Raw genomic sequence first — 25,406 nt, forward strand, 5'->3', positions numbered from 1 at the left:
TTTGGCGACAACAGGTCGAACCCTTATTAGGTAGTACGGGATATCATGAAATCGCTCCACATATTGTATTAATGGCTTTTTTACATCGTGTGGTTAATGGTGGGGGAGTTTTAGAAAGGGAATATGCAATTGGTAGCGATAGAATGGATTTATGTTTGCAGTATAAAGATGTAATTTTAGGGATTGAATTAAAAGTATGGCGGGATAAAAAACGCGATCCGCAAGCTGATGGAATTGAACAATTAGAATCTTATTTAGCACGTTTGGGTTTAGATTTTGGTTGGTTATTTATCTTTGATAGGAGGAAAAATGCTTTACCAATGGAAGAAAGATTATCCACTGAGGTGGTGGTGACGGAAAATCAATATAGAATTACTGTAATTCGGGCGTGAGTGTTTTAAATGAAGTATTTTTGGAAACAATGCTTTTTTCAAAGATATTTAACGGTGAATTTATAAGGTACGTTGCATTTCATTAACGCACCCTACAGAATTGGCTGCTTAATTTTTTAGCTATTGATAAACTTTACTTCTATGGGGGATAAAAATTATCGTTACCAGTTTTAAATCATCATTAATTTCATAAATAACTCTATAGTCACCTACTCGATAACGATAATAACCTGATAACTCACCTTTGAGAGATTTTATATTAGGATGATTACGAGGATTAATTTTTAAACGTTCAAAACATCTATCTAACTTTTTTTGTAAAGTAGCAGAAGCAGATTTAAAAAACTCCCCTGCATCAATACTAATAACAACAGTATAATTAATATTTTCGTTTAAGTTTGTCAACAGTAATCACCTTTCCTTGTTTTACATTTTCTCTAGCATGATCAAAATTTTCTTTAAATCCTACAATCTCTAATAACTCTTGAGTAGCATCATCTTCTCTTGTTGCCAAATATGCTAAAAAATCAACTGCTACGAGTAATTTTTCTGGTGACAGTTGTTCAACATATTTTTGGATTTGTTCACGAAGTTCTAACGTATTCATAGATTATTTTGGTTATTTACCCAATTTGATTATATGTGATTCTGATAAAATTTAGATTCCCGACTTCTGTTATTAATCTTCTGATGTAATAGATAATTTGTAGGGTGTGTTAGCGACAGCGTAACGCACCTCATATTTACTAAATAATTTATTTTATTATGTTTTTAAAAATCTTATTTAATAATAATGGTGCGTTACGTCGCGTATTTAATTTATTTGTATATTTTATAATCTTTTTGCGCTCCTAACGCACCCTACAAACTCTGAATTTGAGGGGGTAAATCCTCATAGCATTTCCAAAATCTGCGGGTTGTGTAGTGCATCAGAGTTCTCGGCAATGTCCCGCTTTAAACTCAGCGATCGCTTCTGCTGCTAAAGGCTCCAGTTGGCCGTCTGCGATGTCTTGTTCTAGCTGCTCATCCCAACGTTGGTAGTCTATCTCTAATATCCATTGCCAGAGCTGCTGAAACTGTTCTGGTGGCAGCGTCAAAATAGCTGCTTCAATTTGTTCAATGGTTGACATATATTAACTGTATCTTTTTTATTGGCAAGAGCTAACCAAAAGCTTGTATCAACATGGTATCATAAGATTAGCAAAAATGCACTTGCCACATTATGAATTATAGAGACTATATCACAATTGAACCCAATAAATCTGGTGGTAAGCCTTGTGTACGGGGCTTGGGAATTACAGTTTATCCATATAATAGACTTTTTAGAGGGATTATGCGTAAATTGTTTTATGATTGCACTATTGGGAAATATTATACAAAAAAAATATTAATAATATCCTTATTTGGGGTAATATATCGTAAGTTTCTGTATAATCAATAGTTGTACTTTTTACTGCATTTATTTTTAATAAAATTGAAAAAGTGGGATAATACAATGGGAAAAATGGCACAATCAATAGAACCAAATATTGCAGATTTAGGTAATAGTTGGCTTAAATCTTATAATTTAGATTATAAATTAGAACAAGAATCTTTAAATACTGAAATAGACAAAGCACTTTCTGATTATTTCACTAAAAATGGCGGAGCAGGGGCAAATTGTCCAGATGCAAAACTTCTACTGAAAGACAAAAACTTTAATTATTATCCTATTTTGATTGAGTACAAGGGCTATAAAGATAAACTTGTAAAACTTGACAGTGACGGACAAGTTGAGAATAGAACCAATAAAAATGAGCCGCATTTGAGAAATATAAATTCTTTTGCTGTAAACGGTGCAGTACATTATGCAAATGCTATTTTACATCATACAAGCTATACTGGTATAATAGCTATTGGTATGACGGGATACAAAGATGAAACTGGAAAAATACGGCATGAAATCGGTGTATATTATGTTTCTAAAAGTAACTTTGGTGTCGGACAAATAGTTGGAGAATTTTCCGATTTTTCTTTTTTAGCACCTAAAAATTTTGATGAGTTTATTGAGAAAGTAAAAACATTAAATCTATCACAGGAAGAAATTGACAAACTAAAAGAGCAAAGAGAAAAAGAAATTGATGCCAGTTTAGTAAAACTCAACAATGATATTTATCAAAACGAAAAAGGTTTAGGAGAAAATGATCGTGTATATCTTGTTGCAGCTTCAATTATTGCAACAATTGGTATCCCAAATGAAGTTCCTGTACTTGAAAAAAATGATTTAAAATCACAAACATTTATTGGAGGAAAAGATGGAGATATTTTAATTAATCGAATTAATGCTTTTCTAAATAAAAAAGATTTACCTCAAGACAAGAAAGATTTAATCATCAGAACTTTATCCAATACATTATTAACTGAAAATATCAATAAAGTTGAAAATGGTGAAAGTCAACTCAAAAGAGTTTTTAGCAAAATTGTAGATGATCTAGGAATATATTACAAAATAGGCTTAACTACTGATTTTACAGGAAAACTTTTTAATGAAATGTATAGTTGGCTTGGTTTTTCGCAAGATAAACTAAACGATGTAGTGCTTACCCCATCTTATATCGCTACTCTTTTAGTAAAATTGGCGCGAGTAAACAAAGATTCTTATGTGTGGGATTTTGCCGCAGGTTCGGCAGGTTTATTAGTTGCCGCAATGAATGAAATGCTTGTTGATGCAAAAAATAATATTACTTCGCCTCAAGAACTTACTCAAAAAGAAATTAAAATAAGAACTGAGCAATTGCTGGGATTAGAATTGCTTTCAAGTGTGTATATGTTGGCAATTCTAAATATGATTTTGATGGGCGACGGCAGCTCTAATATTTTAAATAAAGACTCTATAAAAGATTTTGATGGAAACTACGGTTTTGGTCAAACAAATAGTAAATTCCCTGCTGATGCTTTTGTCTTAAATCCTCCATATTCTGCGAATGGTAATGGGATGAACTTTGTGGAAAAAGCCCTTGGAATGATGAACAAAGGTTATGCTGCTATTATTATTCAAAATTCTGCTGGTTCAGGTAGAGCTAAAGAATACAACAAAAAAATATTAGAAAAACATACCCTTTTGGCAAGTATTAAAATGCCGATTGACTTGTTTATCGGGAAATCTAGTGTACAAACCAATATATATGTTTTTAAAGTCAATGAAAAACACCATAAAGATGAAATAGTAAAGTTTATTGATTTCTCAAACGATGGTTACACTCGTACCAATCGCAAAAAATCCAGCAACAACTTAAAAGACACTGACTGCGCCAAAGAACGCTACGAAGAGTTGGTAAACTTGGTCCGTTTTGGTAAAAGCAAACTCAATATTTTTACTGAAAAAGAATATTATGAAGGTACTATTGACCCCAAAAATGGTAGTGACTGGAATCAAACAGCACCTATTGACACTAAACCTACTTTACAGGATTTCAAGAAAACAGTAAGTGATTATTTAGCTTGGGAAGTTTCTAATATTCTAAGACAACAAAGTACAGAGGAGGAAAGATTGGGAAAGTAGAAACCCCACTTCATGAGAAATTGAAAAATGTGGAGTGGGGAGTTTTTAATCTCGAAGAACTATTTGGAAAATCTACTCGCGGTAAACGATTGAAAAGTGAGGATAGAATTTCAGGAACTTTACCTTTTGTAACGGCAGGCGAAAAAGACGAAGGTATTTCTGCATTTATTGGAAATGATGTCACTGTCTTTTCAGAGAACACAATAACAATTGATATGTTTGGTTCTGCCAAATATCGGAACTATAAATATGGTTGTGACGACCATATTGCGGTTGTGCATACTCAAAAGTTACCTAAACCTGTTGCAATTTTTATAACGTCAGCAATTCATAAAAAATCCTATACAGGGGAATTTCATTATGGTAGAAATTTTTATGCCAAGGATGCTGATATCTTAAATATTTCGCTTCCTACTAACAACGGCAAAATAGATTTTGAATTTATGGAAAGCTTTATAGCGGAGTTAGAAGCAGAACGTATAGCGGAGTTAGAAGCGTATTTATTAGCTACTGGATTAAAAGATTATACTTTAACAGATGAAGAAAAACAGGTTTTAGATGATTTTGAGAATATAAAATGGGGTACATTCAATCTTGAAAAATTATTTGGAAAATCTACTCGTGGCAAGCGATTAAAAAGTGCAGACAGAATTTCAGGAAATTTACCTTTTGTAACAGCAGGTGAAACGGATGAGGGTATTTCTGCATTTATTGGAAATGATGTAAATATTTTTCCTAAAAACACAACTACTATTGATATGTTTGGTTCTGCAAAATACAGAAATTACAGATATGGAGGAGATGACCATATTGCGGTTGTATATACTGAAAAATTACCAAAACTAGCATCAATTTTTGTAACGACTGCAATTCACAAATCATCTTACAATGGTCAATTCAATTATGGTAGAAATTTTTATGCAAAAGATGCAGATGAATTAAATATTTCACTCCCAATCCAAAACAACCAACCAAATTACGCAATAATGGAAACTTTTATCTCTGCTATTCAAAAACTCGTTATAAAAGAGGTTGTTTTGTATGCTGACAGAAAAATAGCGGCTACAAAAACAGTCGTAAATAAATAAGCATAGTGCGCTCTCTATTATTGTGAGTCTTGATTTTTGGGCGATGACAACTCCAACCAGTGAACTTATAGATTAAAATAGAATTACCAAAGCTAGAATTTACTTAATTTAGGAGGTTCTATGATGACGTTACAGGAAATTATTAATTCTATCGAAAATTTACCCACAGAAGATCGAGATTATTTATTTGAATTTCTGTAAAAACAACGAATTAATCAAAAACGAACTGAAATTTTAACTAATGCAGAGGAACTAAAACAGGCTTTTAAAAATGGTACAGCAAAGAGAGGAACTGTTGATGATTTGATTGCTGATTTACTAGGAGATGATGATGGAAGTTGTTTGGAGTAGTGGATTTAAAAGGTCTTTCAAGAAGATTACAAAGAAAAATCCAGAATTAAAAAATCAAATTATTAATGTATTAAGGATTTTGGCTGATGATCCTTTTACACCATCTTTGAATTCTCATAAATTAGGAGGTGAACTAGCAGGTTTATGGTCTTGTTCTGTTGCTTATAACTGTAGAATTATCTTTAACTTCTCCCAAGATGAGTAGTTATTAGAAATGGTTATTTTATTGATAGATATTGGCAGTCATGATGAGGTTTATTAAAATGAATTTGTTCAATATGATATCATATAAAAACAGAGTCTCATAAAAAACATCATGCAAGCATACAAACTCAAAGGAAAAATTGATCAATCTGGTAACTTAGTGATTACCAAACCCCTGAATTTACCCCCCAGAAACGTGGAAATTGTAGTTTGGGCAGCCACAGATAACCTTTAATATTTAATAGAATTTTCTCGCAGCCATTCTGATATAGTTTCTTGACTTTCTTGGCCGTTTGCTAGTCGTTCCATTATTAAAACAACTTCGGGTTCTGGAACATCCAACGAATATCCATTTAATTCCAGAAAGATAGCCATTACTACGAAAGCTACCCGTTTATTACCATCTATAAAAGCATGATTTTTAGCAAATCTATAACCATAAGCCGCAGCTAAATCAAATATACTGGGTGTAGGTTCACCATAAGCAAGTAAATTTTTCGGTCTATCTAAACTAGCTAAAAACAAATTGTTATCTCGCACACCTGCAAGACCACCATGCTGTATTAATTGGTCTTCATGTATAGCTTTAACAATTATTTCATCTAACCAGAAAATTCCATTAATTTCCCTAACTCATGAAGTGCATTTCTGTATTTTGTGCTGACTTTTCTGTAAGCCTCCATTGCTTTTTCAAAATCAGGATTACCAGCAGTTATAATAATACCTGTTGGTGTTTCAGTGACAAATACACTGTCTCCTTCTTGAACTTTAAGTTTTTCGAGAGCTTCTTGAGGTAATGTTATAGCCAAGGAATTTCCAACTCTACTAATTTTGGCTCTTCGTTACTTGTTATGGTTCGATAGGGGGGCATAAATCAACAAAATCTTTATCTGGTAAGGGATTTAATTGATTAGTTCGCTTTAGATAAAAAACAATTGACAAAAATCGCCCAATGTCTTTCTCTATAAGGGTTCCATCCCTTATAACTCCCGTCTATTGCATAAGACAAACCGAAGAACCCTAATTTTTAAGGTGTACATTCAGTTAATAACCTCCAATTCAGTCAATTTGAGATAATAATATAAAAACAGAGTCTCATGAAAAACATCATGCAAGCATACAAACTCAAAGGAAAAATTGATCAATCTGGTAACTTAGTAATTACCGAACCCCTGAATTTACCCCCCAGAAAAGGGGAAATTGTAGTTTGGGCAGCTACAGATACCCTTGATCATACCACAACCCTAACCACTGAATCAGCACCAGAAACACCAAAAAGATCAACTAAAATCAAGGTTTTGCAAAACTGGTTTGAGAAAACCCAACCTGCACCTCCTGATTTTGATCCAGATCAAGCTAAATGGGAATATTTAAAGGAGAAACATAACCTGTGAAAATCTTGCTTGATACCAACATAATTATAGATAGTGTAAACTTAAAGAGTTCACCCACTGCCAAAATACCATGACTCGCTGGTTTAATATTGCCGGTCCCTGTAAAGACGATATCCACTATATGTTATCTCCCACAGTACGATTACCAGATTTAGAGGAGCTAATTGAACAAGAAAGTTATTTTGTCCTTCATGCACCACGACAAACAGGGAAAACCACCGCTATGTTATCCCTAGCAAAACAACTTACCGACACCGGAAATTATGCCGCAGTCATGGTATCAGTAGAAGTAGGAAGTGCATTTAATCATGATCCTAGTGCCGCAGAATTAGCAATTTTAGGGGCATGGTATAATACAATAAATATCCGTTTACCTAAAGAATTACAACCAGCTGCTAAACAATGGCAACAGGAAGAACCAGGAAATAGGATTAACGATTTTTTAACAGCTTGGGCAAAAGCTATCAATCGTCCCATAGTATTATTTATAGATGAAATTGACTCTTTACAAGACCAAACATTAATATCAGTTTTACGACAGTTAAGAGATGGGTTTCCTAATCGTCCTGAAAATTTTCCGACCTCAGTAGGATTAATTGGTTTACGAGATGTGCGAGATTATAAAGTAGCATCTGGTGGTAGTGATAGATTAAATACATCCAGTCCTTTTAATATAAAAGTTGCTTCTCTGACTATGCGAAATTTTAATCTTGCAGAAGTGGGAGAATTATATCAACAACATACAGCAGCAACTGGACAAATTTTCACACCAGAAGCTATAGAAACAGTGTTTTATTTAACCCAAGGACAACCTTGGCTAGTCAATGCTTTAGCTAAAGAAATTGTAGAAAAAATGGTAAAAGATAGAAATATCGCTATTACCAAAGAACATATTTTAACAGCCAAAGAAATATTAATAGCTCGTCAGGATACTCATTTAGATAGTTTAGCGGAAAAACTCAGAGAAAAACGAGTTAAAAACATTATTGAACCAATTTTAGCAGGGCAAACCTTACCCGATACCCTAGCAGATGATAGGCAATATTTAATAGATTTAGGATTATTACGACGTGATCCGATGGGGGGATTAGTTATTTCTAACCCCATTTATCGTGAAGTTATTCCCCGTGTTTTAGTACAAGGAACTCAGGACAGTTTACCTTTAATTAGTCCTAGTTGGTTGACAGCAAAAGGTGAATTAAATATAGATGCTTTATTAACAGCATTTCTCAAATTTTGGCGACAGCACGGAGAACCGTTATTAGGTAGCACTGGTTATCATGAAATCGCTCCACATATAGTATTAATGGCTTTTTTACATCGTGTGATTAATGGTGGGGGAGTTTTAGAAAGGGAATATGCAATTGGTAGCGATAGAATGGATTTATGTTTGCAGTATAAAGATGTAACTTTAGGGATTGAATTAAAAGTATGGCGGGATAAAAAACGCAATCCGCAAGCTGACGGAATTGAACAATTAGAATCTTATTTAGGACGTTTGGGTTTAGATTTTGGTTGGTTATTTATCTTTGATAGACGGAAAAATGCCTTACCAATGGAAGAAAGATTATCCACTGAAGTTGTGGTGACAGAAAATCAATATAGAATTACTGTAATTAGGGCTTGAGTTTTATATTTTTTGTTTGACGCAGAGGCGCTACAGTCGCAGAGAGGAGAACGGAAAGAGGGATTTTTGCAGATCATTTTTCTCTGTATCCTTGAAAATTGTAGAGTAAACAAAGACTAAGGACAACTTTTAGGGATTAGGGAAAAAGACGATTTTTCCCAGAATGCCTAGTATTCCTGTCACCAAAATTCCGACAATGCCAAGAAATCCATTAGTGGTAATATTCACCCGTGCATTCAGGTCATCAATAGGCTTTTCTATTTCCATAACTTTAGAATCTAGGGCCTTAATATCCCCTCTTATTTCTGATTGTCCTATCTCTAGCTTAGTTAGACGCTCATTAACATCTCTTTGTAAAGAGTCGATTTTTCCCTCAATCCTTGTCAGGACAGTTTCAAGGGAATAAGTTACGGTTTCGTTAGACATTTTACTAAACTCCTACTTTTGATAACTTTAATTAGGGCTTGCTGAAAAAAATAAGATAGGAAAAATTTATGATGCTAAGGGCAACTTCTGGGGGTTGCCAATAAACCCAAAAAGTTTAGCTGCTCCTCCTAAAATAGCAACAACAAGGGCGATCAAAATGCCTCGATTAGTAAACTCTTGATAGGCAACTCTAGCGGTCAATCCGTCAATTTTTGTGCTTAGTCGCTCATCGAAAGCTTTAATTTCTCCTTTAAGTTCTGCCTGTCCGATTTCTAATTTTGTCAGACGTTGCTCGATTCTATCAGCTTTGTGGTTGACTTCCTTGATGCTGTCTTTGATTTCCTTGAGGACCGTTTCAAGGGAATAAGTTACGGTTTCGTTAGACATTTGGTAAACTCCCAGAGTTATCCTGCCGCTATCTTAATTATTAATCTTTTTTCTAGTTTAAGATGGCTTACGGTTCACTGCCACGATTGCGCCAGACTTGCCAACCGACGTAACCGAGGAGGAGAGTCGCACCAAAGGCAAAACCCCAACCACTGGGAACATTGGAGAAACCGAGGGCTAAACTGCCCACCCAGAGAGTTAGGGCGTAGATAAATAATACTGTCAGACGGTGAGAGATACCCGCTTTTAGTAAACGGTGGTGTAAATGACGTTTATCAGCCACAAAAGGGGATTTTCCGCGTTTGAGACGGGAAATAATCACCGTGGACATATCGAGGAGAGGAACCGCGAGGATGAGATAGGGTAGTAAGACGGCGGTAACGGCAACGGTAGTCACAGCAGTAGTTTTAGCCAATCCAATCACCGCCACACCCGCCAGGGTAAAACCCATAAAATAGGCCCCACCATCCCCCATAAAAATTTGGGCGGGGTTAAAATTGTAACGCAGAAAACCCAAGGCCCCACCCGCTAAAGCGGCGGCGATAATAGCGGCGGCCGGTTGTCCCATCACCAAAGTTACAATCAAAATCACCACAGCAGATATACCCGAAACCCCTGCCGCTAATCCATCTAAACCGTCAATCCAATTAATCGCGTTAGCCATCCCCACTAACCAGAGGAGAGTAATCGGTAAACTTAGCCAATGAATTTGTAATAAATCGCCGAAGGGAATAGAGAGGAAATCGATCCTCACCCCAGCTTGCCAAGCTAGAAAAGCGACGCTAAACTGCATTACCAGACGATTGAGGGGCGAAAGATTAAAAAGATCATCCGCTAGACCGATGAGAAAAAAGCCCAAACCGCCTAGGGTTACGCCCCACACTTCCCATTCTCGATCGCTGTTTAAACCGGCAAACCCTCCCAACCACCAAACGATCAGGAGTGCAGTTAAGGCGCCGACAAAAATCGAAACTCCCCCCAGTCGAACCATAGGCTTTTCATGGACCTTCCTTTCGTTTGGTTTATCGACGTAACCGCTTTTCAGTCCGACGGTTCTGACGAGGGGGGTACTCCAAAGTACAACGGTATGGGCGATCAGAAAAGCAATTAGATAGTATAAATCTCCGGACATGGGAATTGGGGGGCGATTTAATTCACAATTGGCCACTGACAGGCAATCGCCAATTATGAACTTTTATTATCTCTCTTTTTAGGCCAAGGCGGGGACAGAAATATGGAGATGGGGATAGAGGGGGAAGCTTTCACAGAGTTTCGCTACCCGTTGACGGCAAGCAGTTCTCAGGGCTTCATCACCTGGATTAAGGAGAATATCGGCGATAATGTTGCCAATCTCGATAAATTCCGTTTCTCCTAGTCCTCTGGTGGTCATAGCCGGGGAACCCAAGCGCAGACCACTGGTGACAAAGGGAGACTCGGGATCGAAGGGAACAGTGTTTTTATTAGCGGTAATATTAATGGTACTCACCAAGCGATCGGCTTCTTTCCCGGTCATGCCCACGGATCTTAAATCGAGTAACATCAAGTGATTATCCGTACCATCAGTGACAATTTTAATCCCTCTAGCCTTCAACTGACCGGCCAAAGCTTGGGCATTAGCGATTACTTGGCCCGAATAGATTTTAAACTCCGGTTTCAATGCTTCCCCAAAAGCCACAGCTTTCGCCGCAATCACGTGTTCTAGGGGTCCGCCTTGGGTACCGGGGAAGACGGATTTATCGAATTTTTTGCCTAATTCCTCGTCTTTGGTCATAATTAACCCCCCCCTAGGACCGCGCAGGGTTTTGTGAGTGGTGGTAGTGACCACATGACAGTGGGGTAGGGGGTTAGGATGATGACCAGTGGCCACTAAACCGGCAATATGGGCGATATCTGCCATCAAGTAGGCCCCCACTTCGTCAGCGATGGCGCGGAATTTCTCGAAATCAATCCGGCGCGAGTAGGCAGAATAACCGCAGATAATTAGTTTGGGTTTTTCTTTGCGGGCGATGTCAAGGATGAGATCGTAGTCGAGGAGTTCGGTTTCGGGACTTACTCCGTACTGTACTACTCGGAACCATTTTCCGGAAACGTTAACGGGGGAACCGTGGGTAAGATGACCACCGTGAGAGAGATCCATACCCATAATCGTATCGCCAGGCTGCAAGAGGGTCAGGAAAACGGCGAAATTAGCTTGGGCGCCAGAGTGGGGTTGTACGTTAGCGTGGTTTGCCCCAAATAGTCGTTTAACCCGATTGATCGCTAATTGTTCCGCTTCGTCAATGTATTCGCAACCGCCATAGTAGCGTTTTTTTGGCAGTCCTTCCGCGTATTTGTTGGTTAAAACCGAACCCTGGGCGGCCATGACGGCAGCCGAGGTAAAGTTTTCACTAGCGATTAATTCTAGGTGATCTCTTTGACGTTGTAGTTCTTTTTGCAAAATCCCTGCGATCGCTGGATCCGTCAGGGATAGTATATCTAAGTTCGTATCAGTCACGGTTACTCGATCCTTTTTTTAACAATTTACCTGTAATCCTTGGGTCACTTTCTCCATTTTGGCACAATCTCTAATCTTCCGACACACCAGTGAGCTTAATTGCCTCTCTTCGGGGTCGCTCATCAATTGTCAACTGTTAGCAGTAAAATCTTCATTTTTAGTCAATAAGTGATAGTAATATTAGCCAATAGAACCCCCCAAAAGCTTGGATTAAGTGATAAAATCGGAAGTAATACTAAATCTGGTTATTAAAGACTGATTATTTATTCCCCTTTTTGCATGAGTGCATGAGTAGAAAACGGGTTTCTCGGAGAAACCCGTTTTCTGTGCGTTACTCAACGTATTTAGTATTCGTAGAAGTTCTACAAAAAGTTGACAAATTTTAAAAATAGGGTGGATTACCTTCAAGATAACCACCCGAAAACTACCATTAATTATCTGTAATCAACCGGTATTTCTCATCCCTGCGGCAATACCATTAATCGTCATTAAAGCGCCCCTTAATAACTCCTCTTTAGAATAGCGGAAATGAATCACACCGGATTGAGCTTGACTATTGTATTGACGTAAACGCTTGAGGAGAGACACCTGTAGGAAACCGAGGGGAACGATCGAACCGTTGCGTAACTGCACCGAGCGCTGTAAGCTCGGATCATTATCTAATAAATGTTTCTCGCCGGTGATCTGGAGAACAATCTCGCTAGTGCGATTATATTCCTCTTTAATCCTTTCAAACAGACGTTGAAAACGTTCTCGATCTTCCTGTTTAGAAAGTTCACTGACGTAGTGATAGGCCATCTGTAAATCCACCTTTGATAAAGTCATTTCTGCCTTAGAAATCACCATCTGGAAGAAAGGCCACTTGTGATAAAAATGGCGTAACAATTCCAAATTTCTGCTAGGAGAATCATCGAGAAACATCTGTAAAGCTGTCCCTAAACCATACCAAGCCGGTAAAAGAAAACGGGTTTGCGTCCAACTAAACACCCAGGGAATTGCCCGCAGGGTACTTAAATCCTGTTGACCACTTTTCCGGCGCGCTGGTCGGGAACTAATCTGTAAAAGACTAATTTCAGGAATGGGAGTTACGGACAGAAAGAAGTCTAAAAAGTCCGGTTCTTCATAAATCAAACTGCGATAGGTTTGCCGTGAACGGGTGGCCAAGTCCTCCATGATGCGATTCCAGGGTTCGAGATCATCAAAACCACTGCCCAGTAAACTTGCCTGTATGACCGCCGTTACGGCGGTTTCGAGGTTATACAAGGCCAATTCCGGTAAAGAGTATTTCGAGGCTAAAACCTCGCCCTGTTCCGTGATTTTAATGCGACCGTTAATAGTTCCCCGGGGTTGGGCGAGGATAGCGGCGTAGGCCGGTCCACCACCGCGCCCGACGGAACCGCCCCGGCCATGAAAAAGACGTAGATCCACGCCGTATTGTTTAGCGGTTTTCTGTAAAGCCTTCTGAGCTTTATGAATTTCCCAATTACTGCTTAAAAAGCCGGAATCTTTATTACTATCGGAGTAACCCACCATAATCTCCTGTAAATTACTCGGTTCGAGGATGGCCGGTTCCGGGGTCACGTCCTCCCCGTTTAAAGCCCCTAAATGGTCGTAACCGCCGGCTAGGGCTGCCCGGTAGAGGGGCAATTCAAACAAAGTCTGCATGATGCCGGGGGCGTGTTTGAGGTCATCGACGGTTTCAAAGAGGGGAACAATGCGGAGGGAACTGCGGCTAGTGGCGGGGTCGTATAACCCGGCTTCTTGGGCTAATAACAGCACTTCTAGCACATCGCTGGCCTCGTTGGTCATGCTGATAATGTAGGTTTGGCAGATTTCCAGACCGAATTCCCCTTGCAGACTTCTTAAAACTCGCAGGGTTTCAATGGTTTCGCAGGTTCTTTCCGAAAAGGGCATTTCCCGGGGAATTAAAGGCCGACGGGTTTTTAATTCCGCCACTAACCAGGCGATTTTTTCTGATTCGCTTAATTGGCCGTAGGGTTTGGGTAAAACTCCGAGATAGGCGGCGATTTCTTCGATACATTCGGCGTGACGGGTGGATTCCTGCCGAAAATCTAACTGAGTCAGGACAAAGCCAAAAATCTCCACTTGGGCAATCAGTTGATCCAGTTCTTGACAGGAAAGACCGGTTTGAAGGAGACTGCGCTGTAATAGCTTTAATTCGGCTAAAAACTCGGAACCGGAGCGATAGATGTTGGTTTCGTTGAGTTTAGTTAATAATTGTCGTTCTTCCGGGTCATTGAGGCGATTATTGCGATCGCGGGTATTTTCCAGACGTTTTTGAATAAAGGCCAATTTGAGGCGATAGGGTTCCTGACGGTAGCGTATTGCTAACTGGCTATAGATTTCGGGCATTTGCTGTTTATCTCTGTCCAGGGAGTCCAGCAACTCCGGCAAGACGTGACACCAGTGCAGGGAGGCGCTTAAAATACTGGTCAGGTCGCGAATAGCATCGAGATATTTTTTAATAACGAGATTGCGCTGATAACAGCAGGTTTTCCAGGTGACTTCGGGGGTAACGGAGGGATTGCCATCCCGATCCCCCCCAACCCAAGAACCAAAGCGACAGAAGTTATTTTTCGGCGCTTGTAAACGGGGAAAAGAGGATTGTAGGCTTTGCTGCAGACGCAGGGTTAACTGGGGTAGGGAATCAAAGAGAACTTCATCGAAGTAGTGCAGGGCATAATCCACCTCATCGACGACGGTGGGTTTAAATTGATGTAGTTCATCTGTTCGCCACCAGAAACGTATTTCTTCTTTTAACTGTTTGGTGACTGTCTGTGCTTCTCTGGAGTTAGTTAACCCCATACTACGAAAGATTTCTTCTGCTTGGTCGAGTTTTTCGAGAATGCCCGAAATGCGGCGCTGTTTAATGCGAATGGTATGACGGACAATTTCCGTGGGGTGGGCTGTAAAAACCAGACGAATATCTAATTGATCGAGAAGACGCTGAATTTCCTGGGGAGGGACGTTCACCTGTTTGAGATAGGGAAATAACCAGTGAAATAGTCCCGATTTTGGGCCGGAGTGATCGGACTCGTTCAGGGTTTTTTCTAGCCAATCGGCCCCGACAATGGTGGCTAAAAGGCTTTTTTGCGGTGGGTCTGTCTTGGGACTTTCGTTTTCTTCCCCGATCACCGTCCGTCGCAGTAGTTGCTGATCCCTTTGTTCGTAGTGTTGTTCAATAATATTGATTAACTGGAAATAGAGGGCAAAAGCGCGGGTAACTTTGATTGCTTCCCCTAGTTCCAAGTCTTCGATCATTTTGGCGATCGTTGCCTCCGCACTATCATCGGTCACTTGTCCTTCCTCAGAACAGAGATGGCGCAGTAATTCCAGTAAATCGACTAATTCTTGACCACATTCGGAGATCAAGACTTCTTTCCATAAATCTTCGATTAATTTCAGTCTTTGCTGCAAAAACAGGTTGGAAGTGGGGAAAATATCCTGTTCGGTTTCGGTTGAGGGGACAAGGACGCTCATAATTTCAGTAATCAGTAATCAGTAAACAGTAATCAGTAAACAGTCATCAGTCATCAGTAAACAGTCATCAGTAAAAAGAAAGCTCAGAACTTGCCCCTTAATAATATTCACTGAAAACTCAAATCTGATCATTGATAACTGATAACTGATCACTGATTACTGATATATCGGGATTAGTTCTTTACGGTTTGTCAAAAATGAGATTGTATGCCAAAGAATCACATTTTTTCCTATTTTTAACAAAAATTTCACTATTATTGCCTCTTTTCAGGGGGCAAAAGGACTTTTTTCTTGGATTATTTGGTCACTGTTGACCGGTAACTGCTCGGGAATATTGAGAAGGGGCAAGCGATCGCCGCGAAACAATTCCTCACTTTCCTGGCCCAATTCAATTAACCAATGATTGAGGGATCGCAAGGCCAGATAGGAGAGAAGAAAGGGACTGACCGCTAGACTAAGCCAAAGCTCGATCGGTTGAGTTTTCATGGCAATTTCTCGGTTAAAGGACGGCGTTTGATGCGACGAATCGGAAAATTAGCAATCAGGGCGGTAGTTCGTTGGTCACTTTCTAGGAGTAACTCGGTTTCCTCGGTGTCGATATCAAGATAACGACCGACCACTTCTAAGATTTCTTGACGCATCATATCGAGAATTTCGGGACTAAGATCGGCGCGATCGTGGGCCAGAATAAGTTTTAAGCGTTTTTTAGCTTGGTCGCCACTTTTGCCCGAACCGCGCCATGCTAGAAGTTTATCGATCAGGTCATTCATAGTAGGTTAAAGGGTTGAGATGAGAGAGTTTAAGGCCCAAACAAGCGACGACGCAGACGGGTAAGAAAACCTTCCTGACCGGCCATTAAATCTAGAAACGGCACATCGCGACCCTGTAAACGTTGGGCAATGTTTCTAAAGGCCATAGAGGGGAGAGAAGTCTTCTCCTCTAATACTAATGGTTCTCCTTTATTAGTGGAAATAATAATTCTTTGATCGTCGGGAATAATCCCCAACAGGGGAATTACCAATAAGTCGAGAATATCCTCGACGCTGATCATCTGATTAAGTTGGATCATTTCCGGCCGCAGCCGGTTGACAATCAGACGGATACCTTTAATATCCTCGCTTTCTAGTAATCCTACCACGCGATCGGCATCTCTCACCGCCGACATTTCTGGGGTAGTAACGATGATCGCTTCTTGGGCGGCAGCGATCGCATTGCGAAAACCCATTTCAATTCCTGCCGGGCAATCAATCAACACATAGTCATAACTTTTTGACAATTGGGCGACTAAATCCTTCATTTGATCGGCAGTAATCGCCTCTTTGGTGCGGTTTTGTGCCGCCGGTAATAAGACCAGATTTTCCTGTCTTTTATCCTTAACTAAAGCTTTATCAAGGCTACAATCTCCCGCCACCACATCGAGGGCAGTATAAACGATACGCTGTTCTAATCCTAACAATAAATCGAGATTTCTCAGTCCGAAATCGGCATCGACAAGGGCGACTCGACAGCCTAATTCAGATAAGGCTGAACCTAAGTTCGCCGTTACCGTCGTTTTACCGACTCCTCCCTTTCCCGATGTCACCACAATTACACGAGCCATAATTTATATCAGTTATCAGTTATCAGTTATCAGTTATCAGCTATCAGTTATCAGCTATCAGTTATCAGCTATCAGTTATCAGCTATCAGTTATCAGTTATCAGCTATCAGTTATCAGTTATCAGTTATCAGTTATCAGCTATCAGTTATCAGTTATCAGTTATCGGTTATTGGTTTGATAGAGTTTTTCATTTCAACGCAGTTAATCGCTATTTTTACCAGTCACTGAATCACTGTTTACTGCTCACTGTTTACTGCTCACTGTTTACTGCTCACTGGTCACTGATCACTGTTTACCAGTCACTGATCACCTTTTTTCGACCCACCCCACTTTATCTTTAAAGGTGTAGGTTCTGGAAAAATTATAAGCCCCAATGATGCGGATTCCTCCTTCGCTGATACAGGCGATTTCTGGTTCTATGCGATCGCTATTTAAAGCCGGGGCCCGTGCCACCAATTCCGCGATCCTCAGTTGAGTTAAATCGATTCGCAGGGCCATGATTAGCGCCGCTCGATCGCCGCGGAATCCCGCATGGGCCACACCGCGTAAACTCCCCCAAACTAATATATCGCCATCAGCGACAATCGATCCGCCGGGGTTGACATCGCCCATGATTATAACTGTACCGGGGTGACGGATTTCTACACCCGATCGCAGGGTAGTTTTTAAGTACAAAGGTTCGGCGAGGAGGGATGGCAGCGGTTGCTCGTCCCCGAAAACCGTGGGACTCGATCGCATTTGTTCGACATTGTAACCCATAGTTGCCGCTGCCACTGCGGTTTGTCTTCTTTGGGTTTGGATGGTATGTAGGGGTAATTCGGCGCTGTCTAAAATTGTGGCGATCGCTTGTAGTTGCCGCGTATCCATCAGGCGATCGCTTGCCTGTAAGTGTACAGGTGTTCTAGCGGGGCAGTTTTGACCGCTATTACGGAGATAATATTTCAATCCTGTCAAGATATCTGTCCAATCCTGACTTGTCTCCCCGGCGCCGGTTTCGGGTAAAATTAGCACCAATTTCTCGCCCTCACTTTTTAGGTGAATTTGGGCGTATCTTGACCTTACCGAGGCTGATGGCTCAATTTTTTCGGTTTCTAGGTCGATTTCTTGATTTATTCCGGTTTTAGTTTCATCCATAAAGATAATTTTTTACTTAAACAAGACAAAGCGCAAAATAGCGATCAGCAAACCGACGGAAGCGGTAATCAGTGAACCGCCTAAAATGGTTATCAATGCCCAAATTTGATTTTTTTGACTGCCCTCGACTATTTTGAGGCGATTATCCATCCCTTCGACTCTTTCGGTTAATTTTGCCTGTCCTATCTCTAGGGATTTAACATCTTGCTTGATTTCCTTGATATCAGCTTTAATTTCGCCAATATCAGCTTTAATTTCGACGATACTATTCTCGATCGCCGTGAAACGAGTCTCGATCGCTGTGAAACGAGTTTCGATCGCCGTGAAACGAGTCTCGATCGCTTTTTGTCCGTTGATAATTAAGTCTTCTAGCCTTTGCAAGTCCGTATCGGCAACAGTTTTCATAAAAATTAACTGGCTATCAGTAAAGATGTTTCTTTAATTATGAACCTTGAGCAGCCGGCAGCAGTGGGAATTAGGAATTATAAATTAGGAATTACGGCTGATGCGAGATAGAGAGGTTTGTAAAATCAAAGGGAGGCATCACGATAAAGGTAATCACTCCAAAGCATGAGGCCTCCCATGAATAGGATAGATGCTCCCACCCTCTTGACTATTATTTATGTCCTGGTGGATGACTGGTATCAAGAACAGGGATATCGCTTGACTCCCATGCTGCCTGGACCTGAGCCTAGTTTCAGTGATAACGTTAGCATGAGATCGATGATCGCACTAAGATGATATGATAGTAGTGCATTTTCCTAATTATTGATGATTAAGACTTTTGCATCTAAGGAGACAGAGCAGGTATTCAAACGTAAATTTTCACGAAAATTACCTCAAGATATTCAACGAAATGCTCGGAGAAAGCTAGAAGTTTTAGACGCGGCCGAAACTTTACAGGATTTATACATTCCTCCATCTAATCGGTTGGAAAAACTCTCAGGAGATAGAAAAAATCAGCATAGTATCCGAATTAACGATCAGTGGCGGATCTGTTTTATTTGGAAAAATGGCAACGCCTACAATGTAGAAATAGTCGATTATCATTAATTGTTACTCAATAATCATGACTGAGAAAAAATTATTAGCCCCCATTCATCCTGGTGAGATTCTGTTAGAAGAATTTCTCAAACCGATGGAAATTAGCCAAGAACGTTTGGCAGAAGATCTTAATGTACCAATAGAGCAAATCAAGGAAATTATCGAGGAAAAGCGAGGAATTACTGCTGATATTGCCTTAAGGCTTTCCCGTTATTTTGGTATGTCTGAAAGGTTCTGGATGAATCTTCAAACAAGGTATGATATTGAAGTAGAAAAAGATAGGCTCAGAGAACGTTTAGAGAAGGAAGTAAAAGTCTATGCTGCTTCACAAGCACTGTAGCATAACCGAAGAAATAGGGGAAGAATAATAATTTTAACCCCCCGTAGGGTGGATTAGCGCAGCGTAATCCACCATTAAATCAATTATTGAATAACCATAGATTAGGTGCGTTAACGAAGTGTAACGCACCCTACAAGAGCGGCGATCGCACTATACAAACCAAGAAGTATAAAGCTATTTTTGTTTTATGGCTAGGCTATCCTCGCAAACAAGGGGATAAAAATGATTGTTACAAAGTTTTCACAAAAATAGTTCAGCGAGGTGATTTTCCCAGTTCTCTTGACGCTTTAATCCTTGATAGCCAAGAAGATTAGCTAGTGATAAGGTGGTTGAAAAAGCGATCGTAACCCACAGATACACTTTCAACTGCGCCTCCACAGAAAGATTGAGGTCTAACGTCCACGTTCAGCAGTTGCCGAGATCTTTAGCATCTCACCTAGGCGGCTTGAGTCAATCCGCTGCACCAGGGTTGTTAGGCGGCTGCTTTTTGCCCCGCTTTTTTTGATACCACTTCCAGAGAAAAGGAGATAGTGGTACAAGAATACTTGCCCATAACCACTGCCAATTACCCGCAACAAAAGTTGAGATACGCTGACCTACAGAAACCTCTACTTCAATTGTCTTATCAAATGTTCGTATCACAAGTGGCACTTTTTGATTCGATACATTGATAATGGCTGACAGCGTAAGATACAGATTCTGATCCCCATCTTTCGTCGGGGTGACTTCCCATTTCCACTGCGTTGTTTTACCTCTATAAACAGCCTGTTCCTGTGGAACTAATGCCTCAATCTTAAAACCTAGTCCCGAAAGGTCTGCTTCCATTCGATTTGATATTTGTATCCGTGCTGACTCAGTTTGTTCATGAGACTTCAAAGAAGATTGAAGCTCTTGGACAGATTTGGTTGGTGATAGAAGTAACTCGATAGTTTTAGGTTCTTCAAACTTCATTTTCTTGGGTGTATCAAACGCAATGTTTCCCCATTCAAGATTACTCACTATCTCTTCCACAACGCCCAGGGAATGCGGAGCCGAATTAGGAAGATTACTAAGACTAAGACGACTATAGAGGTAGATTCCAGCTACAATTGAAATGCCAAGCAAAAAACTGTAAATTGCAATTTCTTTTCTCATATTTTTTTCTCATAAATGCGTGAAGAACCGTGGAGTCGATAACTACAGTTAAGTTAACTGTGGACACCAACAGATAGCCTACCAATTACTTCTGCAACCAATAACTGAAGCCGCATAACTATTAATTATACCGCTCACTGCGGTCTAGCACCCTGATTTATCTTACTATCCCACTTGCATCGGTCTAACACCCCCTTAATCATACCTAATACCGCACCGTGCGGTTTAATCACCTCAATTTGGGCATAATTACCGCAGAGGGTGGTCTAGTATTCCCTTCAAGTGGATTTTACCGCATTTGCTGATGACAGAAGAAGCACAATCCCCTCGACTGTTAGAACGAGTTCGAGAAGTCATGCGACTCAAGCACTTTAGCTTGAAGACGGAAAAATTGCATTCGAGATTTTAACATATTGAACAACAAACGTCACCTATTGTCAAGTCTGAGAACGACAATTGTGCTACAAGAGCAGCGATCGCTTATATTTTAGGTTTAAATTTAATTTAAAGTTCATTCCATTCATCAATATTTATCTGACGAGCAATAATAGTTTCAACCTCCCGAATCATCATTCTCAATTGAGGTACAGAATACTCAGAATTAGAGGGAATAGTCAGACGATGCTGTTGGTAAACCATAAATTCATGTCTTGTACCTGATTGGAGCTTCTCAAAACCTAATTTACGCAGTTTTTTAATAAAATCTCTCCTTTTACACGGGATCAAGCGACTCACAAACGTACTCCTGATTAAGATCTATCCCGGCAATTACAGGTAAAGTATGACCTAATTTTAATCCTACTAAAATCCAATCTTCTAGGGTTGATCGCAACTCAGATTGACATTCTGATAAGCTATCTCCAAAAGCGATTACACCTTGACAGTCTGGTATTCTCCCAACATAGCTACCATCTTCTAACTGTTCAATTTCCGAAGTGGCGATCGCTGTTTCTATATAATCACTTAAAGAATAACGCACTAACATATCGATCTCGCTCCGTTCTGCTACCGTGTTAATTGTACAGAATAATTGGGTTAGCTGCAACCTTGGCAATGTAGCCGAGAGGGAGGGGAGGTTTTGTGAATGAATTTGGGCGGGTATTGGGCGGTTACATAGTCCATAACATCATAAATGGTGATGCGTGTTCCGGCGATCGTCAGTCCGCGCTCTGTACGAATGATTGCTGCTTGTGTATTTGTTGTCATAGTCATACCCTAAGCCTCCTAGAAACTAACTTCATGTTACTCCAAAACACTGTTGGGCAGTTTGGTGATGAGTTTCGGAACGGACAAAAAAAGCGATTAAAGCAGAAGTATCAACAATATTTTCTTGATTCACAATCAAATTAACATATTGCATAATCTGTATATTTTCTAACATCAGAATCGTGAAATCCTAAAACCATCTGTTTTTTAGGGATTCCCGCTTTTTCTAATTCGTAAGCAATGCCATCTTCTGTGCCATCTCTTTGAATCCATATTTTATCATCAATAATTTCAACATGGATTAAGCATCCATGAATTCGTTTATTTTTCTGCCACCCTAAAGAAAGGATAATATAACGATTGTTTGTATCATCAAATATTGCTTCATTTTTGATGTCCCCATAAGCATAATCAATGTTGATATATTCGGAAAGGACATCTTTGATAATTTGACGGTATTTTTCGATTAATCTATCCATCGATCTATCTCCTGGGTGTTTTGATCAAAAATCAACAACCTGAGTTTGATAAATCTCATCGCCACGTCGAGCAAACTCTTCTTGATTGTAGCGGGGTTGTCGCACTGTCATAGATTTGACCTCTTTGTCATCGATCGCCTTTCCATTTTAACTTGAGCGATCGCGTCCACGGTTACAGCCTAAAGCGCGATCGCACTTTAAGGAATTCATGGATCATGGTGCGTTCCCCAAAATCTATCTGTGGAGTGGGAAAAGTTGCATTAAGGAACGCACCCTACGGCTGATCTTAATACCGCACCGTGCGGTTTAATCACCTCAATTTGGGCATAATTACCGCAGCGGGTGGTCTAGTATTCCCTTCAAGTGGATTTTACCGCATTTGCTGATGACAGAAGAAGCACAATCCCCTCGACTGTTAGAACAAGTCCGAGAAGTCATGCGTCTCAAGCACCTCAGCTTGAAGACGAAAAAATTACATTCGAGATTTGGCTCTTCGGTTTGTGTTATGCAATGAATGGAGGTTATAAGAGATGGAACCCTTATAGAGAAAGACATTTGGCGATTTTTGTCAATTGTTTTTGATCTAGAGCGAACTAATCAATTAAATCTCTTGCCAGATAAGGATTTAGTCGATTTATGCCCCCCTATCGAACCATACCAAGTAACGAAGAACCTGAAAACTTACATCTGCTCACTGATCACTGATTGCCTCCTATTGACACAAACGTTGATAAACTGTGGCTAAAGCTTGGACATCACCAACGTTACCCGGGAAAAGAACCACAGGTAAATTAGGAAAGAGGGGATGATCGGCTGCTGTGCGGACCATGGAGACACCGGGGAGAATCTGACCGAGTAAACGGGCCGATTGCAGGCTTAAACCCGTACTTAAGACATCATTGGAGGTAATTCCGCCTTTACTGATTAAAAAACTGATGTCACTGGGTAAACCCTTAACAATGTCCATTAACAGGGTGGAGACGGCAACCCCAAAATCAAGACGTTTCTGCACAGAAGCAAAGGTTAACTCTTGCCGACTGGTATAGATCACGGGGGTTTGTTTATTTTTGTGAATAAGCTTGACTTTTTCCAGAACTTGTGCTAGGAGTTGATCTCGTTGCTCGGGACGATCGCGCAATGCCGTCACATCGATTTCGACTCCGACGGTGTTGGGTTGTTGAAGCAGTTCATCTAATTGTTGGGTAGTTTTTTTGACGTGGGAACCGACGATAATTGCCCCGGCTTCCCCCGTGGGCTTATACTTACCCATAGATTCGGGTGCGATCGGTTGAGTTCCTAAATTAGCCAAAGAAGTTAAAATACTGGCGGCACTGCGGAATAAAAATTTTTTTCCCTCCCCTGCGGCGGTTAAAATATCTTCGGCAAAGCGATCGAGATCCGCTTGAGTTTCCCCATCTACCACCCCACATTGATTATTTTTGAGCTTTTGCAGTCGTTCTAAACTACCTTGACGGATATCTGCCAGTAAAAATCTCTCCACATCATCTGCTTTAATTTTCCCTTTCGTTTTCTCCTCCACATAATCCGGCAGATAACTGTAGTGGTAGGCAAAAACCGAATCGCGAGCGAATTCCGTCTCGTGGACGGGAGTGGGAACGCCATCGATGATTAAATAGTGAATACTATCGCGAGTGATTCTCCCCCCCTCAAAAAAGGCTGGAATCAGGAAATGAGCATCAAAACCGCCCAATTCTTCGGCAATAACATCAGTTTCGATCGGATAATGCCCGCGCAGGGTAGAATCGGAACGACTAACCACCAAAAAATCCTCGATTCCCTCTTTAGTTAAGGCAGTTTTCAGGTTATGACAGACTTCTCTGGTGACAGACTCGGCTTTTTCGGGGGTTAAAGCGCGAGTATTGGTCAAAACAAAGAAAATTGGCGCATTATCTGCCAATCCCAAGCGGAGAGTATCTTCATCCCACCGCATCAATAACAGACAACTATGGACTGTTTGGGAACCTGTGGGGTCATCATCTAAGACTATAATTTTAGGTCTATTATTGCTCATATATTTTTTATCAGGATGGGAGGGACGAAGGAACCAAGAGAATCTGGTTAATAGTTTATCGGGTTCTGGTTCCCCATTAAAGTCGTCCCCTCCCTAAGCAACCGCTATCAATCTTGATCACAATCTGTCCAATATAGGATAAGCTATACCATGATTCATACAGTGACGAAGTTGAGCGCGGGAGACTTCCCTTTGAATACGTTAATTCACCCCACTGCGGTTATCCATCCGTCGGCAAAACTTGATCCCAAGGTTAAAGTTGGTCCCTATGCTGTGATCGGGGCCAATGTGGAAATTGAAGCTGATACAATTATTGATGCCCATGTGGTCATTGAGGGTCCGACTAAAATTGGCAAGGGTAATCATATTTTTTCTGGGGCTGTTATTGGTAATGAACCACAGGATTTAAAGTATAAAGGGGGCGAAAGTAGCGTAGAAATTGGTGATTATAACCAAATTCGCGAGTTTGTCACGATTAATCGTGCCACGGATACGGGAGAAGTTACCCAAATTGGCAGTAATAATTTATTAATGGCCTATGTTCACGTTGCCCATAATTGTATTTTGCAAGATAACATTATTATCGCTAATAGTGTCGCCTTGGCCGGTCATGTCCAGATCGAATCAAAAGCAGTTATCGGGGGGGTTTTAGGAGTACATCAATTTGTTCATATTGGCAAAATGGCCATGTTAGGAGGAATGAGTCGTATTGATCGCGATGTTCCCCCTTTTACTTTAGTGGAAGGCAATCCCTGTCGCGTGCGAACTCTTAATTTAGTCGGTTTACAAAGGGCCGGTTTTACCGATGAAGATTTAGCTTTACTGAAAAAAGCTTTTCGGATTATCTATCGTTCTAATATAAATCTTCAGGAGGCTTTAGAACAAGTTTCTCTCTTAACCGATAACCCCCATGTTCAACATCTCTGTCAATTTTTACAATCCTCTACCACAGGAGAAAAACGTCGCGGTTTAATTCCGGGGAAATAATTTATTGATTGAGGAACAGTCTGTGGGGTGTGGGGTGTGGGGTGT

Annotated in this window: 32 protein-coding genes and 3 pseudogenes; 14 read left to right on the forward strand and 21 right to left on the reverse strand. The window is 40.3% G+C overall.

Translation table 11 applies throughout. The features are described from left to right. A pseudogene (locus IQ224_RS09480) lies at positions 1–392 on the forward strand (hypothetical protein); the annotation flags it as partial. A gap of 120 nt (positions 393–512) precedes the next feature. Here the strand turns inward: IQ224_RS09480 and IQ224_RS09485 are convergent. From IQ224_RS09485 to IQ224_RS09495, 3 genes are all read right to left on the reverse strand, one after another. Continuing rightward, a complete protein-coding gene (locus IQ224_RS09485; protein ID WP_002742040.1) occupies positions 513–797 on the reverse strand; it encodes a type II toxin-antitoxin system RelE/ParE family toxin in 285 nt (94 codons plus the stop codon). Further along, positions 772–999 carry a hypothetical protein gene (locus IQ224_RS09490; protein ID WP_002734104.1) on the reverse strand — a complete coding sequence of 76 codons (228 nt, stop codon included), beginning with the start codon at positions 997–999 and terminating at the stop codon, positions 772–774. The genes IQ224_RS09485 and IQ224_RS09490 overlap by 26 nt, the downstream gene beginning before the upstream one ends. A gap of 322 nt (positions 1,000–1,321) precedes the next feature. Further along, positions 1,322–1,522, reverse strand: coding sequence for a hypothetical protein (locus tag IQ224_RS09495; protein WP_002742043.1), 201 nt, complete (start codon positions 1,520–1,522; stop codon positions 1,322–1,324). A 92-nt stretch (positions 1,523–1,614) separates the two neighbouring features. On the opposite strand from IQ224_RS09495, the pseudogene IQ224_RS23995 reads away from it, so the two are divergent. The 5 genes and pseudogenes from IQ224_RS23995 to IQ224_RS24565 all read left to right on the forward strand — a co-directional run. After that, positions 1,615–1,698 (forward strand): annotated as a pseudogene (locus IQ224_RS23995) (DUF433 domain-containing protein); the annotation flags it as partial. Positions 1,699–1,866: 168 nt separating this feature from the next. Continuing rightward, entirely contained in the window at positions 1,867–3,933 is a 2,067-nt protein-coding gene (locus IQ224_RS09500; protein WP_228036159.1) for a class I SAM-dependent DNA methyltransferase, read from the forward strand. Positions 3,934–3,962: 29 nt separating this feature from the next. Further along, positions 3,963–5,021 (forward strand): restriction endonuclease subunit S, encoded by a 1,059-nt coding sequence (locus IQ224_RS09505; RefSeq protein ID WP_370583142.1) that lies wholly within the window; start codon positions 3,963–3,965, stop codon positions 5,019–5,021. Positions 5,022–5,352: 331 nt separating this feature from the next. Next, a complete protein-coding gene (locus tag IQ224_RS09510) occupies positions 5,353–5,577 on the forward strand; it encodes a hypothetical protein (protein WP_002742047.1) in 225 nt (74 codons plus the stop codon). Positions 5,578–5,688: 111 nt separating this feature from the next. Next, on the forward strand, positions 5,689–5,811 hold the full coding sequence (locus IQ224_RS24565) for a hypothetical protein (protein WP_002793363.1): 123 nt from the start codon (positions 5,689–5,691) through the stop codon (positions 5,809–5,811). Here IQ224_RS24565 and IQ224_RS09515 read toward each other — a convergent pair. Continuing rightward, complete coding sequence (locus IQ224_RS09515; RefSeq protein ID WP_194032877.1) at positions 5,808–6,200, reverse strand: type II toxin-antitoxin system death-on-curing family toxin; 393 nt, start codon at positions 6,198–6,200, stop codon at positions 5,808–5,810. The two genes, IQ224_RS24565 and IQ224_RS09515, sit on opposite strands and share 4 nt — an antisense overlap. Next, positions 6,179–6,385 carry an AbrB family transcriptional regulator gene (locus IQ224_RS09520; protein ID WP_228036160.1) on the reverse strand — a complete coding sequence of 69 codons (207 nt, stop codon included), beginning with the start codon at positions 6,383–6,385 and terminating at the stop codon, positions 6,179–6,181. The genes IQ224_RS09515 and IQ224_RS09520 overlap by 22 nt, the downstream gene beginning before the upstream one ends. A gap of 300 nt (positions 6,386–6,685) precedes the next feature. Here IQ224_RS09520 and IQ224_RS09525 point away from each other — a divergent pair, with 300 nt between their 5' ends. Continuing rightward, positions 6,686–6,970 carry a hypothetical protein gene (locus tag IQ224_RS09525; RefSeq protein WP_002742048.1) on the forward strand — a complete coding sequence of 95 codons (285 nt, stop codon included), beginning with the start codon at positions 6,686–6,688 and terminating at the stop codon, positions 6,968–6,970. A 70-nt stretch (positions 6,971–7,040) separates the two neighbouring features. Continuing rightward, positions 7,041–8,597 carry an ATP-binding protein gene (locus IQ224_RS09530; RefSeq protein ID WP_084989913.1) on the forward strand — a complete coding sequence of 519 codons (1,557 nt, stop codon included), beginning with the start codon at positions 7,041–7,043 and terminating at the stop codon, positions 8,595–8,597. A 129-nt stretch (positions 8,598–8,726) separates the two neighbouring features. On the opposite strand, the gene IQ224_RS09535 is transcribed toward IQ224_RS09530, so the two are convergent. The 10 genes from IQ224_RS09535 to IQ224_RS09580 all read right to left on the reverse strand — a co-directional run bounded on the left by IQ224_RS09535 (position 8,727) and on the right by IQ224_RS09580 (position 18,544). Beyond that, positions 8,727–9,023 (reverse strand): DUF4164 family protein, encoded by a 297-nt coding sequence (locus IQ224_RS09535; RefSeq protein ID WP_002744759.1) that lies wholly within the window; start codon positions 9,021–9,023, stop codon positions 8,727–8,729. A gap of 66 nt (positions 9,024–9,089) precedes the next feature. Further along, entirely contained in the window at positions 9,090–9,410 is a 321-nt protein-coding gene (locus IQ224_RS09540) for a hypothetical protein (protein ID WP_002744761.1), read from the reverse strand. A gap of 67 nt (positions 9,411–9,477) precedes the next feature. After that, positions 9,478–10,542 carry a glycosyltransferase family 4 protein gene (locus IQ224_RS09545; RefSeq protein ID WP_002732067.1) on the reverse strand — a complete coding sequence of 355 codons (1,065 nt, stop codon included), beginning with the start codon at positions 10,540–10,542 and terminating at the stop codon, positions 9,478–9,480. Positions 10,543–10,620: 78 nt separating this feature from the next. Continuing rightward, on the reverse strand, positions 10,621–11,904 hold the full coding sequence (gene glyA / locus IQ224_RS09550) for a serine hydroxymethyltransferase (protein ID WP_194032873.1): 1,284 nt from the start codon (positions 11,902–11,904) through the stop codon (positions 10,621–10,623). Positions 11,905–12,348: 444 nt separating this feature from the next. Then, the gene (gene ppc, locus IQ224_RS09555) at positions 12,349–15,405 is read right to left on the reverse strand and encodes a phosphoenolpyruvate carboxylase (protein ID WP_194032874.1); all 3,057 of its coding nucleotides are present in this window, start codon (positions 15,403–15,405) and stop codon (positions 12,349–12,351) included. Between the two features lie 267 nt (positions 15,406–15,672). After that, a complete protein-coding gene (locus IQ224_RS09560) occupies positions 15,673–15,891 on the reverse strand; it encodes a hypothetical protein (protein WP_002744770.1) in 219 nt (72 codons plus the stop codon). Next, a complete protein-coding gene (gene minE / locus IQ224_RS09565; RefSeq protein WP_002744772.1) occupies positions 15,888–16,175 on the reverse strand; it encodes a cell division topological specificity factor MinE in 288 nt (95 codons plus the stop codon). The genes IQ224_RS09560 and minE overlap by 4 nt, the downstream gene beginning before the upstream one ends. Before the next feature lie 29 nt (positions 16,176–16,204). Beyond that, positions 16,205–17,005 (reverse strand): septum site-determining protein MinD, encoded by an 801-nt coding sequence (minD, locus tag IQ224_RS09570; protein ID WP_002744774.1) that lies wholly within the window; start codon positions 17,003–17,005, stop codon positions 16,205–16,207. 306 nt (positions 17,006–17,311) lie between these two features. Next, the gene (gene minC, locus IQ224_RS09575) at positions 17,312–18,139 is read right to left on the reverse strand and encodes a septum site-determining protein MinC (protein ID WP_002744776.1); all 828 of its coding nucleotides are present in this window, start codon (positions 18,137–18,139) and stop codon (positions 17,312–17,314) included. Between the two features lie 12 nt (positions 18,140–18,151). Continuing rightward, positions 18,152–18,544 (reverse strand): hypothetical protein, encoded by a 393-nt coding sequence (locus tag IQ224_RS09580; RefSeq protein ID WP_002744778.1) that lies wholly within the window; start codon positions 18,542–18,544, stop codon positions 18,152–18,154. 177 nt (positions 18,545–18,721) lie between these two features. On the opposite strand from IQ224_RS09580, the gene IQ224_RS24000 reads away from it, so the two are divergent. The 4 genes from IQ224_RS24000 (at position 18,722) to IQ224_RS09595 (ending at position 19,837) form a co-directional block, all read left to right on the forward strand. Next, a complete protein-coding gene (locus IQ224_RS24000) occupies positions 18,722–18,880 on the forward strand; it encodes a hypothetical protein (RefSeq protein WP_002744779.1) in 159 nt (52 codons plus the stop codon). Positions 18,881–18,910: 30 nt separating this feature from the next. Further along, positions 18,911–19,192, forward strand: a complete 282-nt coding sequence (locus IQ224_RS09585) for a type II toxin-antitoxin system RelE/ParE family toxin (RefSeq protein ID WP_002744781.1) — start codon at positions 18,911–18,913, stop codon at positions 19,190–19,192. Between the two features lie 16 nt (positions 19,193–19,208). Beyond that, positions 19,209–19,523, forward strand: a complete 315-nt coding sequence (locus tag IQ224_RS09590; RefSeq protein ID WP_002733868.1) for a HigA family addiction module antitoxin — start codon at positions 19,209–19,211, stop codon at positions 19,521–19,523. Between the two features lie 86 nt (positions 19,524–19,609). After that, positions 19,610–19,837, forward strand: coding sequence for a type II toxin-antitoxin system YhaV family toxin (locus IQ224_RS09595; protein ID WP_228036161.1), 228 nt, complete (start codon positions 19,610–19,612; stop codon positions 19,835–19,837). 136 nt (positions 19,838–19,973) lie between these two features. On the opposite strand, the gene IQ224_RS09600 is transcribed toward IQ224_RS09595, so the two are convergent. The 5 genes and pseudogenes from IQ224_RS09600 to IQ224_RS09615 form a co-directional block, all read right to left on the reverse strand. Then, positions 19,974–20,657, reverse strand: coding sequence for a hypothetical protein (locus IQ224_RS09600; protein ID WP_194032875.1), 684 nt, complete (start codon positions 20,655–20,657; stop codon positions 19,974–19,976). A 504-nt stretch (positions 20,658–21,161) separates the two neighbouring features. Continuing rightward, positions 21,162–21,296 (reverse strand): hypothetical protein, encoded by a 135-nt coding sequence (locus IQ224_RS24570; protein ID WP_255527418.1) that lies wholly within the window; start codon positions 21,294–21,296, stop codon positions 21,162–21,164. 73 nt (positions 21,297–21,369) lie between these two features. After that, complete coding sequence (locus IQ224_RS09610; protein ID WP_228036162.1) at positions 21,370–21,702, reverse strand: type II toxin-antitoxin system HicB family antitoxin; 333 nt, start codon at positions 21,700–21,702, stop codon at positions 21,370–21,372. Between the two features lie 38 nt (positions 21,703–21,740). Continuing rightward, positions 21,741–21,869: pseudogene (locus tag IQ224_RS24005) on the reverse strand (DUF433 domain-containing protein); the annotation flags it as partial. A gap of 134 nt (positions 21,870–22,003) precedes the next feature. Next, a complete protein-coding gene (locus tag IQ224_RS09615) occupies positions 22,004–22,342 on the reverse strand; it encodes a XisI protein (RefSeq protein ID WP_004161684.1) in 339 nt (112 codons plus the stop codon). Between the two features lie 514 nt (positions 22,343–22,856). Between IQ224_RS09615 and IQ224_RS24010 the strand changes: the two genes are divergently transcribed. Continuing rightward, on the forward strand, positions 22,857–23,087 hold the full coding sequence (locus IQ224_RS24010) for a hypothetical protein (protein WP_228036163.1): 231 nt from the start codon (positions 22,857–22,859) through the stop codon (positions 23,085–23,087). Here the strand turns inward: IQ224_RS24010 and IQ224_RS09620 are convergent. Further along, positions 23,055–24,374: a four-carbon acid sugar kinase family protein gene (locus tag IQ224_RS09620; RefSeq protein WP_194032876.1), complete on the reverse strand. Its 1,320-nt coding sequence runs from the start codon at positions 24,372–24,374 to the stop codon at positions 23,055–23,057. The genes IQ224_RS24010 and IQ224_RS09620 overlap by 33 nt on opposite strands. A gap of 150 nt (positions 24,375–24,524) precedes the next feature. Between IQ224_RS09620 and lpxA the strand changes: the two genes are divergently transcribed. Then, positions 24,525–25,361 carry an acyl-ACP--UDP-N-acetylglucosamine O-acyltransferase gene (gene lpxA, locus IQ224_RS09625; RefSeq protein WP_036401272.1) on the forward strand — a complete coding sequence of 279 codons (837 nt, stop codon included), beginning with the start codon at positions 24,525–24,527 and terminating at the stop codon, positions 25,359–25,361. Positions 25,362–25,406 lie beyond the last annotated feature (45 nt).

Source organism: Microcystis sp. LEGE 00066 (genome assembly GCF_015207925.1).
Lineage (GTDB): Bacteria > Cyanobacteriota > Cyanobacteriia > Cyanobacteriales > Microcystaceae > Microcystis > Microcystis ichthyoblabe_A.